At 62.9% G+C, this 15152-nt stretch carries 18 protein-coding genes; 13 read left to right on the top strand and 5 right to left on the bottom strand.

Going from position 1 to position 15152, the window contains the following annotated elements:
• Window position 1: 1 nt before the first annotated feature.
• On the bottom strand, window positions 2-1705 hold the full coding sequence (locus ASE26_RS19010) for an MFS transporter (protein ID WP_055923556.1): 1704 nt from the start codon (window positions 1703-1705) through the stop codon (window positions 2-4).
• Window positions 1706-1890: 185 nt separating this feature from the next.
• On the opposite strand from ASE26_RS19010, the gene ASE26_RS19015 reads away from it, so the two are divergent.
• Genes ASE26_RS19015 through ASE26_RS19050 form a run of 8 tightly spaced genes read left to right on the top strand, consistent with a single transcriptional unit; the run spans window position 1891 to window position 8605 of the window.
• Window positions 1891-3069 (top strand): acetyl-CoA C-acyltransferase, encoded by a 1179-nt coding sequence (locus ASE26_RS19015; protein WP_055923553.1) that lies wholly within the window; start codon window positions 1891-1893, stop codon window positions 3067-3069.
• On the top strand, window positions 3069-4892 hold the full coding sequence (locus ASE26_RS19020; protein WP_055923550.1) for an acyl-CoA dehydrogenase: 1824 nt from the start codon (window positions 3069-3071) through the stop codon (window positions 4890-4892). Before ASE26_RS19015 ends, ASE26_RS19020 begins: the two co-directional genes overlap by 1 nt.
• 10 nt (window positions 4893-4902) lie before the next feature.
• Window positions 4903-5205: a Dabb family protein gene (locus tag ASE26_RS19025; protein WP_055923546.1), complete on the top strand. Its 303-nt coding sequence runs from the start codon at window positions 4903-4905 to the stop codon at window positions 5203-5205.
• 10 nt (window positions 5206-5215) lie between these two features.
• Window positions 5216-6001, top strand: a complete 786-nt coding sequence (locus tag ASE26_RS19030) for an SDR family oxidoreductase (RefSeq protein WP_055923543.1) — start codon at window positions 5216-5218, stop codon at window positions 5999-6001.
• 9 nt (window positions 6002-6010) lie between these two features.
• Window positions 6011-7009, top strand: coding sequence for an NADP-dependent oxidoreductase (locus ASE26_RS19035; protein ID WP_055923539.1), 999 nt, complete (start codon window positions 6011-6013; stop codon window positions 7007-7009).
• Complete coding sequence (locus ASE26_RS19040) at window positions 7006-7902, top strand: SDR family oxidoreductase (protein WP_057246738.1); 897 nt, start codon at window positions 7006-7008, stop codon at window positions 7900-7902. The genes ASE26_RS19035 and ASE26_RS19040 overlap by 4 nt, the downstream gene beginning before the upstream one ends.
• 13 nt (window positions 7903-7915) lie before the next feature.
• Window positions 7916-8338 carry a GNAT family N-acetyltransferase gene (locus ASE26_RS19045; RefSeq protein WP_055925144.1) on the top strand — a complete coding sequence of 141 codons (423 nt, stop codon included), beginning with the start codon at window positions 7916-7918 and terminating at the stop codon, window positions 8336-8338.
• 9 nt (window positions 8339-8347) lie between these two features.
• Window positions 8348-8605, top strand: a complete 258-nt coding sequence (locus ASE26_RS19050) for a hypothetical protein (protein WP_055923533.1) — start codon at window positions 8348-8350, stop codon at window positions 8603-8605.
• Here ASE26_RS19050 and ASE26_RS19055 read toward each other — a convergent pair.
• Genes ASE26_RS19055 through ASE26_RS19065 form a run of 3 tightly spaced genes read right to left on the bottom strand, consistent with a single transcriptional unit; the run spans window position 8602 to window position 10711 of the window.
• Window positions 8602-9420, bottom strand: coding sequence for an NRDE family protein (locus ASE26_RS19055; RefSeq protein WP_055923531.1), 819 nt, complete (start codon window positions 9418-9420; stop codon window positions 8602-8604). The two genes, ASE26_RS19050 and ASE26_RS19055, sit on opposite strands and share 4 nt — an antisense overlap.
• On the bottom strand, window positions 9411-9701 hold the full coding sequence (locus tag ASE26_RS19060) for a DUF4936 family protein (RefSeq protein ID WP_055923529.1): 291 nt from the start codon (window positions 9699-9701) through the stop codon (window positions 9411-9413). The genes ASE26_RS19055 and ASE26_RS19060 overlap by 10 nt, the downstream gene beginning before the upstream one ends.
• 2 nt (window positions 9702-9703) lie before the next feature.
• Window positions 9704-10711 carry a folate-binding protein YgfZ gene (locus ASE26_RS19065; protein ID WP_055923525.1) on the bottom strand — a complete coding sequence of 336 codons (1008 nt, stop codon included), beginning with the start codon at window positions 10709-10711 and terminating at the stop codon, window positions 9704-9706.
• A gap of 143 nt (window positions 10712-10854) precedes the next feature.
• On the opposite strand from ASE26_RS19065, the gene mltG reads away from it, so the two are divergent.
• Genes mltG through ASE26_RS19090 form a run of 5 tightly spaced genes read left to right on the top strand, consistent with a single transcriptional unit; the run spans window position 10855 to window position 14390 of the window.
• Window positions 10855-11844: an endolytic transglycosylase MltG gene (gene mltG / locus ASE26_RS19070; RefSeq protein ID WP_055925141.1), complete on the top strand. Its 990-nt coding sequence runs from the start codon at window positions 10855-10857 to the stop codon at window positions 11842-11844.
• Window positions 11845-12459 carry a dTMP kinase gene (gene tmk, locus ASE26_RS19075; protein ID WP_055923521.1) on the top strand — a complete coding sequence of 205 codons (615 nt, stop codon included), beginning with the start codon at window positions 11845-11847 and terminating at the stop codon, window positions 12457-12459.
• Entirely contained in the window at window positions 12456-13475 is a 1020-nt protein-coding gene (locus tag ASE26_RS19080) for a DNA polymerase III subunit delta' (protein ID WP_057246739.1), read from the top strand. The genes tmk and ASE26_RS19080 overlap by 4 nt, the downstream gene beginning before the upstream one ends.
• 12 nt (window positions 13476-13487) lie before the next feature.
• The gene (locus ASE26_RS19085) at window positions 13488-13865 is read left to right on the top strand and encodes a PilZ domain-containing protein (protein ID WP_055923515.1); all 378 of its coding nucleotides are present in this window, start codon (window positions 13488-13490) and stop codon (window positions 13863-13865) included.
• Between the two features lie 3 nt (window positions 13866-13868).
• Window positions 13869-14390: a GNAT family N-acetyltransferase gene (locus ASE26_RS19090; RefSeq protein WP_057246740.1), complete on the top strand. Its 522-nt coding sequence runs from the start codon at window positions 13869-13871 to the stop codon at window positions 14388-14390.
• A 27-nt stretch (window positions 14391-14417) separates the two neighbouring features.
• On the opposite strand, the gene ASE26_RS19095 is transcribed toward ASE26_RS19090, so the two are convergent.
• On the bottom strand, window positions 14418-15122 hold the full coding sequence (locus tag ASE26_RS19095) for a hypothetical protein (protein ID WP_055923510.1): 705 nt from the start codon (window positions 15120-15122) through the stop codon (window positions 14418-14420).
• Window positions 15123-15152 lie beyond the last annotated feature (30 nt).

Here is a 15152-nt window from a genome sequence, read left to right on the forward strand (position 1 = left end):
TTCAGTCTTGCGCGTAGATGTTGTTGTCCTTGGTCTCACGGATGCATACCGCGCCGATCACCAGGGTCGCCAGCGCAATCACGATCGGATACCACAGGCCGTAGTAAATGTCGCCCTTGAACGCCACCAGCGCGAAGGCGGTGGTTGGCAGCAGGCCGCCGAACCAGCCGTTACCGATATGGTAGGGCAGCGACATCGAGGTGTAGCGGATACGGGTCGGGAACATTTCCACCAGCATCGCTGCAATCGGACCGTAGACCATGGTCACGTAAATCACCAGCACCCACAGGATCAGCACCATCATCGGCTTGTTGATCTGCGCCGGGTCGGCCTTGGCTGGATAGCCGGCTGCTTTCACGGTATCGCCAACTTCCTTCTTCAGGGCCTTTTCCTTGTCTTTCGACGCGGCGTCGAAGTTCAGGCCATCGGCCGTCATGCTCGCGTTGAACGATTGCACTTCCTTGTCGCCCACCTTGATCGTGGCCACACTGCCGGCAGGCGCGTCCTGGCGGGTGTAAGCCACCGACGCCTTGGACAGCATCGACGTCGCGATATCGCAGGACGAAGGGAATTTCTTTTCGCCGGTCGCATTGAACTGGAAATGGCACGAAGCAGGATCAGCCACCACCACCACCGGCGAATTCTTGATCGCAGCTTCCAGTTGCGGGTTGCCGTAGTGGGTCAGGGCGCCGAACAGCGGGAAGTAGGTGGCCGCCGCAATCAGGCAGCCGCCCAGGATGATCCACTTGCGGCCGATCTTGTCGGACAGGCTGCCGAAGAAGATGAAGAACGGCGTTGCCAGGACCAGTGCAATCGCGATCAGGATGTTCGCAGTGGCGATGTCCATCTTCAGCGTCTGGATCATGAAGAACAGTGCGTAGAACTGGCCGGTGTACCACACCACTGCCTGGCCCATGGTCAGGCCGATCAGCGCGAAGATCACGATCTTCAGGTTCTTCCATTGGCCGAATGCTTCGCTCAGGGGCGCTTTCGAGGTCTTGCCTTCAGCCTTCATCTTGGCGAAGGCAGGCGACTCGTTCATCGACAGGCGGATCCATACCGAGATGCCCAGCAGTGCTACAGACACCAGGAATGGAATGCGCCAGCCCCAGGATTCAAACTCTTCCAGCGGCATCGACTGGCGCACGCCCAGGATCACCAGCAGCGACAGGAAGAAGCCGAGCGTGGCGGTGGTCTGGATCCAGGCCGTGAACAGGCCGCGCTTGCCATGCGGCGCGTGTTCAGCCACATAGGTTGCTGCGCCGCCGTACTCGCCGCCCAGCGCCAGGCCTTGCAGCAGGCGCAGTGCCACCAGGATAATCGGCGCTGCAATGCCGATCGTGGCATAGCCGGGCAGCAAACCCACGATGAAGGTGGACAAGCCCATGATCAGGATGGTGACCAGGAAGGTGTACTTGCGGCCGATCATATCGCCCAGGCGGCCGAACACGATGGCGCCGAACGGGCGCACAATGAAGCCGGCGGCAAAGGCCAGCAGCGCGAAAATGAAGGAGGTGGTCGGGTCGCCGACGAAGAACTGCTTGGCGATGATCGATGCCAGCGAACCGTAAAGATAAAAGTCGTACCATTCAAACACGGTACCGAGCGAAGAGGCGAAGATGACCTTCTTCTCTTCCTTGGTCATCGGTGCGGCTTTGCCGCTGCCGACGCTCCGCCCGTCGGCGGTGCCAGAACTAATTGCCATTTTGCTTGTCTCCAGTTGTGTTGTGTGTATTTCAAATGCTTCAACGGCAGGATGGAGTCTGGACCTGGTTCCTTACGTCATGCTTGCTTGAAACTTACACAAAACTTACAAGGCAAACAATTTAGCGAACGACCGTGCTAAAGCTATGCTATGCTGGTTCGAAACAATTCACCCAGGAGACCTTCATGACCGACGCCGTCATCGTTTCAACCGCCCGCACCGGCCTCGCCAAATCGTGGAAAGGGGCCTTCAACATGACCCATGGCGCCGCGCTTGGCGGCCACGTGCTGCAAGCTGCGATTGCCCGCGCCGGCATCGAGGCGGGCGAACTGGAAGACGTGATCATGGGCTGCGCCAACCCTGAAGGCGCCACCGGCGGCAACATCGCGCGCCAGATCGCGCTGCGCGGCGGCGCTCCGGTCACGGTGCCCGGCATGACCATCAACCGTTTCTGTTCGTCCGGCTTGCAGACCATCGCCACCGCCGCCCAGCGCGTGCTGGCCGGCGAGGGCGATATCTTCGCCGCCGGCGGCGTCGAGTCGATCTCCTGCGTACAGCAGGAGATGAACATGCACATGTACAAGGACGTGTGGCTGAACGAGCACAAGCCCGCGATCTACCTGCCGATGCTGCAGACCGCTGAAATCGTGGCAGCGCGCTACGGCATTACGAAGGAACGCCAGGACGAATATGGCGTGCAGAGCCAGCAGCGTGCCGCAGCGGCGCAGGCGGCAGGGCGTTTTGACGCCGAGATCGTGCCGATGACCGTGACCATGGGAGTGGCCGACAAGTCGAGCGGCATGCTCGGCACGCGCGAAGTCACCATCGCGGCCGATGAAGGGATTCGCGCCGACACGACCATCGAAGCGGTGCGCGGCATCCGTACCGCCGTGCCGGGCGGCGTGATCACGGCCGGTAACGCGAGCCAGTTCTCCGATGGTGCCTCTTGCGCCATCGTCATGAGCGACCGCAGCGCCGCCGCCAAAGGCCTGCAGCCGCTTGGCATCTTCCGCGGCTTTGCGGTGGCGGGCTGTGAACCGGACGAAATGGGCATCGGCCCCGTGTTCGCCGTGCCGAAGCTGCTCAAGCGCGCCGGCCTCAAGGTCGACGATATCGGCCTATGGGAATTGAATGAAGCCTTTGCCGTGCAGGTGCTGTACTGTGCCGAAAAGCTGGGGATCCCGCTGGACCGTCTGAACGTGGACGGCGGCGCCATCGCCGTCGGCCATCCTTACGGCGTGTCCGGTGCGCGTATGGTCGGCCATGCGCTGAGCGAAGGCAAACGCCGCGGCGTGAAGTACGTGGTGGTCACCATGTGCATCGGTGGCGGCCAGGGTGCGGCAGGCCTGTTCGAGGTGGTGTGATGACGTCCCGGCTGCTGAATCGCCGCGATGTTGAATTCATGCTGTATGACTGGCTCGACGCAGAAGCACTGGCCAAGCGTCCGCGCTTTGCCGACCATAGCCGCGAGACCTTTACCGCTGCACTCGACACCGCCGAACAGATTGCAGGCGAGCTGTTCGCGCCGCACAACAAGCTGAGCGACCAGCAGGAACCGCAGTTCGACGGCGAGCGCGTCAGGGTGATTCCGGAAGTGAAACGGGCGCTGGATGCCTTTTCCGCAGCCGGCCTGATGGCTGCCGGCCAGGATTACGCGCTGGGCGGCATGCAATTGCCGCTGACGGTGGAGAAGGCGATTACGGCATACTTCACGGCGGCCAATATGGCCACGTCCAGCTATGCCTTCCTGACCATCGGCAATGCCAACACGCTGCTCAAATGCGCCTCCAGCGCGCAGGTCGAACACTTCGTGCGGCCCATGCTGGAGGGACGCTGGTTCGGCACCATGTGCCTGAGCGAGCCGCAGGCCGGCTCCAGCCTTTCCGACATCACGACGCGCGCCGAGCCCGATCCCGGCGCCGCCGGCCAGTATCGGCTGGCCGGCAACAAGATGTGGATTTCGGGCGGCGAACACGAGCTGGCGGAGAACATCATCCACCTGGTGCTGGCCAAGATCCCGGGCCCGGACGGCAAGCTGCCGCCGGGCGTGAAAGGCATCTCGCTGTTCATCGTGCCCAAGATCCTCGACAATGGCGAGCGCAACGACATCGCACTGGCGGGCTTGAACCATAAGATGGGCAACCGCGGAACCACCAACTGCCTGCTGAATTTTGGCGAAGGGCGCCAGCAGCCGGGCGGGCGCAGCGGCGCCATCGGCTATCTGGTCGGCCGCGAGGGCCAGGGCCTGTTCAATATGTTCCATATGATGAACGAAGCCCGTATCGGCGTCGGCCTGGCCGCGGCAGTACTGGGCTACACGGGCTACCTGCACGCGCTGGATTATGCCCGCGAGCGCCCGCAAGGACGCCATCCTGCCGCCAAGGACCCCTCCTCGCCGCAGCTCCCGATCATCGCCCACACCGATGTGCGGCGCATGCTGCTGGCGCAAAAGGCCTACGTGGAGGGTGCGCTGGGCCTGTGCCTGTACAGCGCCCGGCTGGTCGACGACGAGCACACCGGGGAAACGCCGGAGGTCCGCCAGCGCGGCGGGCGCCTGCTGGAATTCCTGACGCCGATCACCAAGTCCTGGCCTTCGCAATGGGGGCTGGAAGCGAACAACCTGGCAATCCAGGTTCATGGCGGCTACGGCTATACGCGCGAGTACAACGTCGAACAGTTCTACCGCGACAATCGCCTGAACCAGATCCACGAAGGCACGCATGGCATCCACGGCCTGGACCTGCTGGGCCGCAAAGCCAGCATCCATGACGGCGCCTTGCTCAAGACCATGTCCGGGGAAATCCGCGCCACTGTGCACAGCGCCCGCAGCCAAGGCCGCGGCGCCGATGCCGGGCAGCTGGCCGCCTACGCCGGCGCGTTGGACGCCGCCTGGCGCCGGGTTGAACAAGTCACGCAGGCCCTGTATGCTGCCCCCGACCTTAACCAGACCCTGGCCAACGCCACGGTCTACCTGGAGGCGGTCGGGCATGTGGTGGTGGCCTGGATCTGGCTGCAGCAAGCCATGGCGGCCGTCGCCACTCTGCCGGAAGACGACAGCTTCCGCTGCGGCAAACTGCAGGCCTGCCGCTATTTTTACCAATGGGAGCTGCCCAAGGTCCAGCCGCAACTGGATTTGCTGGCCGCACTCGACACCACCACGCTCGACATGCAGGACGCGTGGTTCTGAGGATGAACGAATGATCAAGCACATCGTCATGTGGAAACTGAAAGAGCACGCAGAAGGCGCCGACCGCGCCGCCAATGCGGCGAAAATGAAGGAGCAGTTGCTAGCCTGCGCCGGCATCGTCCCCGGCATCGTGAAACTGGAAGTGGGCATCGCTGAGCCAGGCCTGGAAGCAAGCTACGACGTGGTGCTGTACTCCGAATTCGAAAGCAAAGAAGCGCTCGACGCTTACCAGTCGCACCCGCAACACCAGGCACTTAAACCATTCTTCAGTGCTGTGCGCGACGCGCGCCAGTGCATGGATTATTCAATATAAGGACTCGAACATGCGAACTACCCAGCAACTCTTCGACCTCAAAGGCAAAACCGCTTTGGTGACCGGCGGCTCGCGCGGCCTGGGCCTGCAAATGGCGCTGGCGCTCGGTGAGCTGGGCGCCCGGGTGGTGCTCACCTCGCGCAAGCAGGCCGAGCTGGACGATGCCGTTGCCGTATTGACGGAGCACGGGGTCGAAGCCTTCGCTATCGCCGCCGACCTGGGTAAGGAAGCATCGATCGACCCGCTGGTGGATGCGGCACTGGACGCGCTGGGCGGCCATATCGACATCCTGGTCAACAACGCAGGCGCCACCTGGGGCGCACCGGCTGAAGATTATCCGCTGGAAGCCTGGGACAAGGTGATGAACCTGAACGTGCGCAGCATCTTCCTGCTTTCGCAGGCAGTCGGCAAGCGCTCCATGATTCCGCGCCGCTCGGGCAGGATTATCAATATCGCATCGATCGCCGGGCTGGCCGGCAATGGCCCCGGCACCATGAAGACCGTCGCTTACAATACGTCCAAGGCGGCTTTGATCAACTTCACCCGCACCCTGGCAGGCGAATGGGGCGAGTTCGGCATCAACGTCAATGCGCTGGCGCCGGGCTTCTTCCCGTCCAAGCTCAGCGCAGGCGTCATCAAGGCCATGGGTGAAGACAAGCTGGCAGCGGCAGCACCGCTGCAGCGCCTGGGCGGCGACGAGGACCTGAAAGGCGCGGTGGCGCTGTTCGCCTCCGACGCCGGCCGGCACATTACCGGCCAGGTCCTGGCAGTGGATGGCGGGGTCTCGGCAGTCTAAGGAGTTTGAATGACTAAGTATCATCGTATCGTGCTGGCCTCGCGCCCGCGCGGCGCCGTCGTGCCGGAGAACTTCCGGCTTGAAGAAGTGGCAGTACCGGCGCTGGCCGAGGGCCAGCTCCTGGTGCGCAACCATTACCTGTCGCTGGACCCGTACATGCGCGGCCGCATGAGCGAAGCGAAAAGCTACGCCGCGCCGCAGGCGCTGGAGCAGACCATGATCGGCGGCACCGTCGGCGAAGTGGTCGAATCGCGCAACGCCCATTTCGCGGCCGGCGATTTCGTGGCCGGCATGTTCGGTTGGGCCGAGATGGGAGTGTCCGACGGCAGCGAGCTGCGCAAGGTCGACACCAGCGTGATCCCCGCTTCGGCCCACCTGGGCGTGGTCGGCATGCCGGGCATGACCGCCTGGTATGGCATGCATGAAATCCTGCGTCCAAAGCTGGGGGAAACGGTGGTGGTTTCCGCCGCCAGCGGCGCGGTCGGCAGCGCCGTCGGGCAGCTCGCCAAACTGGCGGGCTGCCGCGCGGTCGGCATTGCCGGCGGCAAGGCCAAGTGCGACTACGTGGTCAACGAACTTGGTTTCGACGCCTGCGTCGACTACAAGGCCGGCAACCTGAAGGCCGACCTGGCCGCCGCCACGCCGGGCGGCATTGACGCCATCTTCGAAAATGTCGGCGGCGAAGTGTTCGACACCGCGCTGGGCCGCACCAATGCCTTTGCCCGCGTCGCACTGTGCGGCCTGCTGGCCGGCTATACCGGCGCTGAAATCCCGATCCGCAACGCCAAGAAGCTGCTATTGAGCCGCATCACGCTGCGCGGCTTTATCGTCACCGAGCATATGGATATGTGGCCCCAGGGCCTGTCCGAAATGGGCAGGCTGGTCGCAGCCGGCAAGCTCAGATACCGTGAAACTGTTTCCCAGGGCCTGGCTTCGGCGCCGGAAGCCCTTATCGGCCTGCTGCAGGGCCACAACTTCGGCAAACAACTTGTGAAACTCACTCCATGAAAAACTTCCAAGGCAAGGTCGCAGTAATCACCGGGGGCGCGAGTGGCTTTGGCCGCGAATTTGCGCTCAAAGCCCATTCGCTCGGCATGAAGCTGGTGCTGGCCGATGTGCAGCAGGACGCGCTCGACACCACCGCAGCGCAATTGCGCGGGCAGGGCGCGCAGCTTGCGGCTGTGCGCTGCGACGTGCGCAAATCGGACGAAGTGCAGGCCTTGGCCGATGCGGCGATGCGTGAATTCGGCGCGGTGCATCTTGTCTTCAACAACGCAGGCGTCGGCTTCGGCGGCCTGTTGTGGGAAGCAAGCGAAGCGGATTGGGACTGGGTGATGGGGGTGAATGTTTCCGGCGTGATCCACGGCGTGCGCATTTTCACGCCGCTGATGCTGGAATGCGCCAGGCGCGACCCGGATTATGAAGGCCACATCGTCAACACGTCCTCCATGGCCGGCGTACTTTGCCCGCCGGTGATGGGAGTCTATAACGTATCCAAGCATGCGGTGGTGGCGCTCACCGAGACCCTGTACCACGACTTGTCGCTGGTCGATGCGCCGATTGGCGCCTCCGTCCTGTGCCCGTTTTTCGTCCCGACCGGGATCCACCAGTCGCACCGTAACCGTCCCGGCGATACACCCATGGAAGGCAAGCCAACTGCCAGCCAGATGGCGGCGCAGTCCATGGTGAGCAAGGCTGTGACCTCGGGCAAAGTATCGGCGCACGATGTGGCGGAACTGACTTTCGCGGCCATTGCCGGCGACAAGTTCTACATCTTCACCCATCCGCAAGCGCTGGACGGCGTAGCGCAGCGGGCGCGCGACATGGTGGCGCAGAACAACCCGGCCGATCCTTACCAGGCGACGCCGCAGGTTCGCGACGCCCTGCGCGCGATGTTGTGAGAGAATGCGCGGCATGACGACAACACTCCGCTTTGGCGATTGGGCTGCCATGCAGGCCGATGCAAAACCGATCCGCATGGAAGTCTTCGTGCAGGAACAGAACGTTCCTGCCGACCTCGAAATGGACGACAGGGATGTCGCCTGCCTGCATGCGGTGGCTTACGATGCTGACGGCAAGCCGCTCGGCACCGGCCGCCTGCTGCCTGACGGCCACATTGGCCGCATGGCGGTGCTGAGTAGCGCGCGCGGCGCAGGCGTCGGCGGCGCCATCCTCAAAGGCCTGATGCAAAGGGCCCGCGAGCGCGGCGACCAGAAGGTTGTCCTCAGCGCCCAGACCCATGCGGCGGAGTTCTACCTGGCCCACGGCTTCGCCATGGCGGGTGATGTCTTCCACGAAGCGGGCATTCCCCACATCGAAATGCACTACGAATTCTAGGAGTTGAAAATGAAACGTTCGATCATCGCGCTTGGAGTTTGCGCAGTGTTTGGCGCGGGCTTCCTCGCCGGTTCCATCAGCCCGATCCAGGTCGCGCAGGCCCAGGTGGGCAGCGTGGGCATGCAATGGCCGGCCGCCGCCGCGGCGCCGGCCACGGCCAACGGCCCGACCCATTTCTACGCCATCGACACCGGCACCCGCACCCTGATTTCCTGCTCCCGCCAGGGCAAGGAAAAGCCTTCCTGCGTGCGCGAGCAGCTCCCTTAACGGATCTGGAGTTCGTGCAGTTCTGCCGGGGCGTCCGCGTACAGCTTGACGACGGTGGAGCTGCGTGTGCCGTAATTCGGCGATTCGATCTTCACGGCTGACAGCAGCCGTTCCAGTTCCAGCGGGACGCCGGTTTCCGGCAGGCGCATGTCCGGCGCACGGGTGGTGTCGGACAGCATCTCGAAGTAGGCGTCTTCGGGCGCGCCGAGGCAAAGCAGGCTGGCAAATTGCGCCTTGGTCTTCAGCACTTTCGGCCAGGCCGAGTCGAGCAGGGCGTTCGACAGGCCATAAATCCCCGGCTCCAGCGGCCTGCCGTTGCGCGGGTCGTGCGCTCCCTTGTTCGAATACCAGACCAGTTCCTTGCCGTCGCACAGGACCAGGTTGAAGCCGTTATATTCCCCGGCGCCCGCTGCGATCTGCGCTACATACTCCCGCGCCGTCATGGCGCCGGCCAGGAAGCCGGCCACCAGCTGCCCGCGCGATGGCGCCAGCGGGTTGTGCTCCTGCGGATTGCGCACATTGGTGATCGCAGCAAAGCGCGAGGGCCCGCCCGCAATTGTGCCGGCGCCGGCCGCCGGGGTGTCGCCGCCGCCGCAGTCTGCCCGCGGCATTGATTGCGGCGCGCTTGCCGCCCCGTGCCGCGTGATGCCCATCCAGCTCCCGCCGGCCTTGAGGTCGCGTCCAGCGTAGATATGCGGCGCGTCCGGCCATGGCGCAGCGGGCGTGGTATCACGGTCATAGAATTCATCACGGTTGGCGGCCGCTATCAGCGGTACGCCAGGCACCACCTGCCAGGCGAAAACTATCAGGCACATGGCGGCAAATCCTCAAAGATTTCAACGTGGCGCGGCCCGGAGATCCAGCGCGCCAGCCCCGCTTCAGCCACGGCCGCATTGAGGGCAGCCAGGAACGGAAGGCCGGCCACCGCAGGATAAACCTCCATCCAGGTCTGCACGCCTTCCGGCGCCTCAGGGCGCCGCTTGAGCTGCGCCACCACGCCATGCGCCGCCGACAACGCCGCCTGCATGGCGAAAACTGCCCCCTGCAGGCCAGCCGCCTGGGCGGCCTGCACCTTGTAATACACGTAGATGTCCATGTTCAGACGTCGAGCTTATCCAGCGCGTAGGGCAGGGGCTTGAACTGCAAGGCCGGTCCGCTGGCAGAGCCAAAGCGCACGTCGCCAGTTTCCAGCGCTTCCAGCTTCATTTCCACCAGGGCATCGACCCCGCCCGCGCCATTGCGCGCGGCGTTGACCACCATGCCGCACGGTTGCTCCGGATCGGCCGGCGAAAAGACTTCAGAGCCTGGCGCTGCCGCGGCGTCGGCAATCGTAGCCAAAGCGGTACGGCGCTTCAGTTTGCCCAGGTATTGGCTGCGCGCCACGATTTCCTGGCCTGGATAGCAGCCTTTTTTGAAATTCACCCCGCCCAGCAGTTCGAAATTGACCATCTGCGGCACGAACTGCTCCTGCGTGCCCGGGCCCACCTGCGGTATGCCGGCATGGATCTCGGACAGGCGCCAGGCCTCGTTGCCGCCAACCAGCAGGCGGTCCTTCAGCATCGATGCCGCCATCGATGCGGTTTCAGCCGATGCCAGCCACAGGTAGCGCGGCGCGCCGAAAGCGTCGGCCACGCGCAGTACGGTACCCAGCGGATGATCGATCTTGCTGAACGGTTTGGCCGGCAGTACGTCGAACCAGGTCTGCAGCACCGCCTCGGCATCGCCGCCGCCAATGGCCAGCGTCACGTACTGCTCGGTCACGTCGGCTGGCTTGGTCTTGCTGCGCAGGATGAACATCTGCAAACGTTTCTGCACTGCCGGCTGGATGGCGCGCGGCAACTGCAGGAAGACCGAATCATCGCTCTTCCACATCAGGAAGGACGCCAGCATGCGCCCCTTGGGCGAGCAATAGCCGGCCAGGCGGACGTCGTCCAGGCCCAGGTGTTCGACGTCATTGGTCAACTGGTTATGCAGGAAACTGGCCGATTCTTCGCCGCTGAAGGCGATCAGGCCCTGGTCAGTCAGCGCGGCGACAAAACCGGTCGCGAGCTGGCTGGTGGTCAGGGATTCTTGTTCCTGTGTCAAAAGTTGATTCCAGTTATTCATAAAGTTCCGTATTCTGGCGATGAAAGCATTATTATTACGGCCTTCATTATAGTGATCCTGCGCAAATTGCGCCGGGGCTTGGAAAACGCTGTCGTCCAGGCTGGAACTGGTTCAAGATTGGATTATCGAACGGGCATTTGGAAATGGCGTTTATTAAGAAGTCGATCACACTGGTAATATTGGCCGCGGCCGGGGCCGTGGGCGGATTCGCCTGGTGGGCGGGCCAACCTGTCATTGGCCAGGAACCTGCCATTGAATTCACCATCAGCAAAGGCAGCGGCGCCAGTGCGGCCGGCCAGCAGATGGCCGCCGCCGGGGTGCCGATCCAGCCCCTGATGTTCAACCTGCTGGCACGCGTGACCGGCAAGAGCGGACAGCTAAAAGCTGGCACGTACGAGCTGAAGCCTGGCACGACCCCAATGCGCCTGATCGACCAGCTGGTGCGCGGTGAATTCGCCCAGGAATCGCTGACAATCATCGAAGGCTGGACCTTCCGCCAGATGCGCCAGGCGATCGCCGCGCATACCGGCCTGAAGCACGATACCGCCGAGTTGAGCGACCGCGAACTGATGGCGCGCATCAATCCTGATTTCAAGGATCCGGAAGGCCTGTTCTTCCCCGATACTTATCTGTTTGCCAAAAATTCAAGCGAGCTGGCCATTTTCCGCCAATCGCACAGCATGCTGATGAAGCGCTTGGACGAGGCCTGGGAAAAGCGCGATTCCGGCTTGCCCTACAAGACCCCGTACGAGGCGCTGACCATGGCTTCCATCGTGGAAAAGGAAACCGGCCAGAAGTCCGAACGCAATATGATTGCGGCTGTATTCGTCAATCGCCTCAAGCTGGGCATGCTGCTGCAGACCGACCCGACCGTAATTTACGGCATCGGGCCCAAGTTCGACGGCAATATCCGCAAGAAGGACCTGGAGACCGACACCCCCTACAATACGTATATGCGGGTCGGCCTGCCACCGACCCCGATTTCGCTGCCGGGCGTGGGCTCGCTGACGGCGGCGCTGGCCCCGGCCAAGTCCGGCGCGCTGTATTTTGTGGCGCGCGGCAATGGCACCAGCCAGTTCTCCGATAACCTGACCGACCACAACCGGGCGGTCAACCAGTACCAAAAACAATAAATGACACAACGCGGTAAATTCATTACTTTCGAAGGCATCGACGGTGCCGGCAAGTCGACCCATATCCAGTTCGTCGGCGAGCTGGTCAAGGCACGCGGCCTGGAACTGGTCAGTTCGCGCGAACCGGGCGGCACCCCGCTCGGGGAAAAGCTGCGCGAACTGTGGCTGCACGAAGCCATGCACGTCGAAACCGAGACCTTGCTGGTATTTGCCAGCCGCCGCGAACATGTGGCGCAAGTCATCGAGCCCGGCCTGGCACGCGGCGCCTGGGTTATTTCCGACCGGTTTACCGATGCCAGTTTCGCCTACCAGGGCGGCGGCCGCGGCCTGGAGCGCGAAAAACTGGAAATCCTGGCGCACTGGGTGCACCCGAACCTGGAACCGGACCTGACTATCCTGTTCGACGTGCCGCTGGAAGTGGCGCGCGCGCGCCTGGATGCAACGCGCGACCTCGACCGCTTTGAACGTGAGAAGGCTGATTTCTTCATGGCTACCCGCGCCGAGTACCTGCGCCGCGCCGCTGAAGCGCCGCATCGCTTCCGCGTCATCGATTCCACCCGCAGCATTGCCGACATCCAGGACGAGCTGGCCAAGATCATTGGAGCGCTTGCTTGAGCGGCAACGTCTATCCGTGGCAGCAAGGCGCCTGGCAGCAGCTGCAGCAGCTGCGCCAGAGGATGCCGCACGCCATCCTGTTCCACGGCGCCAACGGCATCGGCAAGGCGGCCTTCATCGAGCAGTTTGCCCAAGCGCTGCTGTGTGAAAACGCCCTTCCGGACGGCCATGCCTGCGGCGAATGCCCGAGCTGCGGCTGGTTCCAGCAGCACAGCCACCCGGACTACCGCCGCGTGCGGCCGGAGATTTTTGAAGATGAGGCAGGCGAGGGCGAGGAAGGCGAGGACAAGAAGGCGGCCAAGAAAGCGCCCTCCAAGGAAATCAAGATCGAGCAGATCCGCGCCCTGGCCGATTTCATGAATATTTCCACCCACCGCCAGGGCTTGCGCGTGGTGGTGCTGTATCCGGCTGAAGCGCTGAACATGCCGGCCTCGAACGCCTTGCTGAAAACGCTGGAAGAACCGCCGCCTGGCACCGTGTTCCTGCTCTCCTCCAACGGGCTGGACCGCGTGCTGCCGACCATCCTGTCGCGCTGCCGCAAGTTTGCCATGCCGATGCCGTCCTACGCTGAAGCGCTGGCCTGGCTCAGGGAGCAGGGCGTGCCGGACGCCGACAGCTGGCTGCGCGAGCAGGGCGGTTCGCCGCTGGCCGCCGTGGCTGCCTCAGAAACCGGCAATCGCGAAGAATTGGACGCATTCCTGCAGTACCTGGCCCATCCCAGCGTGGAAGGCGCCTTGAAAACTGCCGACAAATTGCAGAAAGTGCCACTTACTTCCTTGGTTTCGTGGCAACAACGCTGGCTTTACGACCTGTTTTCGTACAAACTTGCAGGTAACATCCGTTATTATCCCCGGTACCAGCGTGAGCTGGCCGGACTGGCGGACAAGGTGAACATCAGCCGCCTGATGGGAGCGCTCAAGGGCGCCAACGAACGGCGCGCGACGTCCGACCATCCGCTGTCGCCGAAACTGTTTATTGAAGATATGCTTCTTGACTACACTGCTTGCTGTAGCTGAAGAAAGGAAAAAATGAGCGCAAGCCCTAACGATCCAGGCACCGCGGCTGTCAACCGGCCGACGGTGTTGTCCCTCGCAATCAAGGAAAAGGCCGCCCTGTATGCGGCCTATATGCCTTTCCTGAAGCATGGCGGCATGTTCGTGCCGACCCAGAAGCCGTACAAGATTGGCGATGAAATTTATCTGCTGCTGACGCTGATGGACGACCCGGCCAAATACGCGATTGCCGGCAAGGTGGTCTGGATCACGCCGCCCGGTGCGGCCAACAACAAGACGCAAGGTATCGGCGTGCATTTCCCAGACGACGAGACAGGTACCCGTACCCGCCTGCGTATCGAAGAAATCCTGGGCGCTGCGCTGCGCTCGTCCCGGGCCACCCACACGCTTTAACGAATGACGAAGTTGCGCCACTCGAATTTTCGCCACCGTCTTGCCACGCTCGGCGACCTGCCAGCCATTGTCGCGATCTACAACAGCACCATTGCCTCCCGTGAGGTGACTGCCGATACCGAGCCGGTGTCGGTCGCATCGCGCCTGGCGTGGTTCAACGAGCACCAGCCGGAACGGCGGCCTTTGTGGGTGATCGAAGAGGGCGGCAGGGATGGCATTATCGGCTGGATTTCGTACTCGAACTTCTACGGCCGCCCGGCCTATTCGGGCACCGCGGAAGTCTCGATCTACATCGATGAAACCTGGCGCGCAAAGGGTGTTGGCCGCTACGCGCTGCAGGAGGCGATTGATTTTGCGCCGCAGGTGAACGTGCACACCGTGCTCGGCTTCATCTTCGGGCACAACAAAGCTTCGTTGGCGCTGTTTGAAAAATTCGGTTTCGAGACCTGGGCCAAATTGCCGCGCGTCGCCAATCTCGACGGCATTGAGCGCGACCTGGTCATCCTCGGCAAGCGTGTTGCGTGACTTAGAGTGCGGCAAGGCTCGGGCCCATTAAAAGGTCCCCGTCAGTCGGGCAATGATGCCCAGCACCAGTGCCAGGATTGAGAGCAAGGCGCTGAACGTCCAGCGGAATCCGCGCTGCATCTCCTGGCGTAGTTCCTTGATTGATTCCGCCCGTGCAGCGCGTTCCTCGCTCGAACCGCGTTCCATGCCGGACCGGTGCTCTGCATAAGTGGCGCGCTCCTCAGCGCGTGCAGCTCGCTCTGCCGCGAAGCCCGCTTCCATCGCCTTTCGATGCTCAATGAAACCTGCTTCCATGGCGGACCGGCTCTCTGCGCGAGCGGCTCGCTCTTCCGCGAAGCCTGTTTCCATGGCGGTCCGCAGCTCAGCGCGAGCGGCACGTTCCTCCGCGAAGCCTGCTTCCATGGCGGTCCGCAGCTCGGCGCGAGCGGCTCGCTCCTCCGCGAAGCCTGCCTCGATTGCGGAGCGCTGCTCAGCGCGCGCAGTACGCTCTGCCGCGAAGCCTGCTTCCATCGCTTTTCGATGCTCGGTGAAGCCTGCCTCCATGGCCTTTCGATGCTCGACGAAGCCTGCGTCCATGTGGCCACGCAACTCGGCCATAGCAGTTCGCTGTTCAATGAAGCCGCGTTCCATGGTCGCCCGCAGCTCGGCCTGTCCCTGAAGTAGTGATCTTTGCCCTTCTTTCAATGCTGCAATTTCGGATTCCGCTTTTGACATGCGTTCCTCGATGTCCATGGTGCCTCCATTGAGCTGTTTGGGCTTCTG

It is taken from the genome of Duganella sp. Root198D2, assembly GCF_001428585.1.
Taxonomy (GTDB): Bacteria; Pseudomonadota; Gammaproteobacteria; order Burkholderiales; family Burkholderiaceae_D; genus Rugamonas.

What these genes read in the sequence shown, in the direction of transcription:
- ASE26_RS19010 (WP_055923556.1), bottom strand. Translation starts at nt 1,705, where the DNA reads ATGGCAATTAGTTCTGGCACCGCCGACGGGCGGAGCGTCGGCAGCGGC.
- ASE26_RS19015 (WP_055923553.1), top strand. Translation starts at nt 1,891, where the DNA reads ATGACCGACGCCGTCATCGTTTCAACCGCCCGCACCGGCCTCGCCAAA.
- ASE26_RS19020 (WP_055923550.1), top strand. Translation starts at nt 3,069, where the DNA reads ATGACGTCCCGGCTGCTGAATCGCCGCGATGTTGAATTCATGCTGTAT.
- ASE26_RS19025 (WP_055923546.1), top strand. Translation starts at nt 4,903, where the DNA reads ATGATCAAGCACATCGTCATGTGGAAACTGAAAGAGCACGCAGAAGGC.
- ASE26_RS19030 (WP_055923543.1), top strand. Translation starts at nt 5,216, where the DNA reads ATGCGAACTACCCAGCAACTCTTCGACCTCAAAGGCAAAACCGCTTTG.
- ASE26_RS19035 (WP_055923539.1), top strand. Translation starts at nt 6,011, where the DNA reads ATGACTAAGTATCATCGTATCGTGCTGGCCTCGCGCCCGCGCGGCGCC.
- ASE26_RS19040 (WP_057246738.1), top strand. Translation starts at nt 7,006, where the DNA reads ATGAAAAACTTCCAAGGCAAGGTCGCAGTAATCACCGGGGGCGCGAGT.
- ASE26_RS19045 (WP_055925144.1), top strand. Translation starts at nt 7,916, where the DNA reads ATGACGACAACACTCCGCTTTGGCGATTGGGCTGCCATGCAGGCCGAT.
- ASE26_RS19050 (WP_055923533.1), top strand. Translation starts at nt 8,348, where the DNA reads ATGAAACGTTCGATCATCGCGCTTGGAGTTTGCGCAGTGTTTGGCGCG.
- ASE26_RS19055 (WP_055923531.1), bottom strand. Translation starts at nt 9,420, where the DNA reads ATGTGCCTGATAGTTTTCGCCTGGCAGGTGGTGCCTGGCGTACCGCTG.
- ASE26_RS19060 (WP_055923529.1), bottom strand. Translation starts at nt 9,701, where the DNA reads ATGGACATCTACGTGTATTACAAGGTGCAGGCCGCCCAGGCGGCTGGC.
- ASE26_RS19065 (WP_055923525.1), bottom strand. Translation starts at nt 10,711, where the DNA reads ATGAATAACTGGAATCAACTTTTGACACAGGAACAAGAATCCCTGACC.
- mltG (WP_055925141.1), top strand. Translation starts at nt 10,855, where the DNA reads ATGGCGTTTATTAAGAAGTCGATCACACTGGTAATATTGGCCGCGGCC.
- tmk (WP_055923521.1), top strand. Translation starts at nt 11,845, where the DNA reads ATGACACAACGCGGTAAATTCATTACTTTCGAAGGCATCGACGGTGCC.
- ASE26_RS19085 (WP_055923515.1), top strand. Translation starts at nt 13,488, where the DNA reads ATGAGCGCAAGCCCTAACGATCCAGGCACCGCGGCTGTCAACCGGCCG.
- ASE26_RS19090 (WP_057246740.1), top strand. Translation starts at nt 13,869, where the DNA reads ATGACGAAGTTGCGCCACTCGAATTTTCGCCACCGTCTTGCCACGCTC.
- ASE26_RS19095 (WP_055923510.1), bottom strand. Translation starts at nt 15,122, where the DNA reads ATGGACATCGAGGAACGCATGTCAAAAGCGGAATCCGAAATTGCAGCA.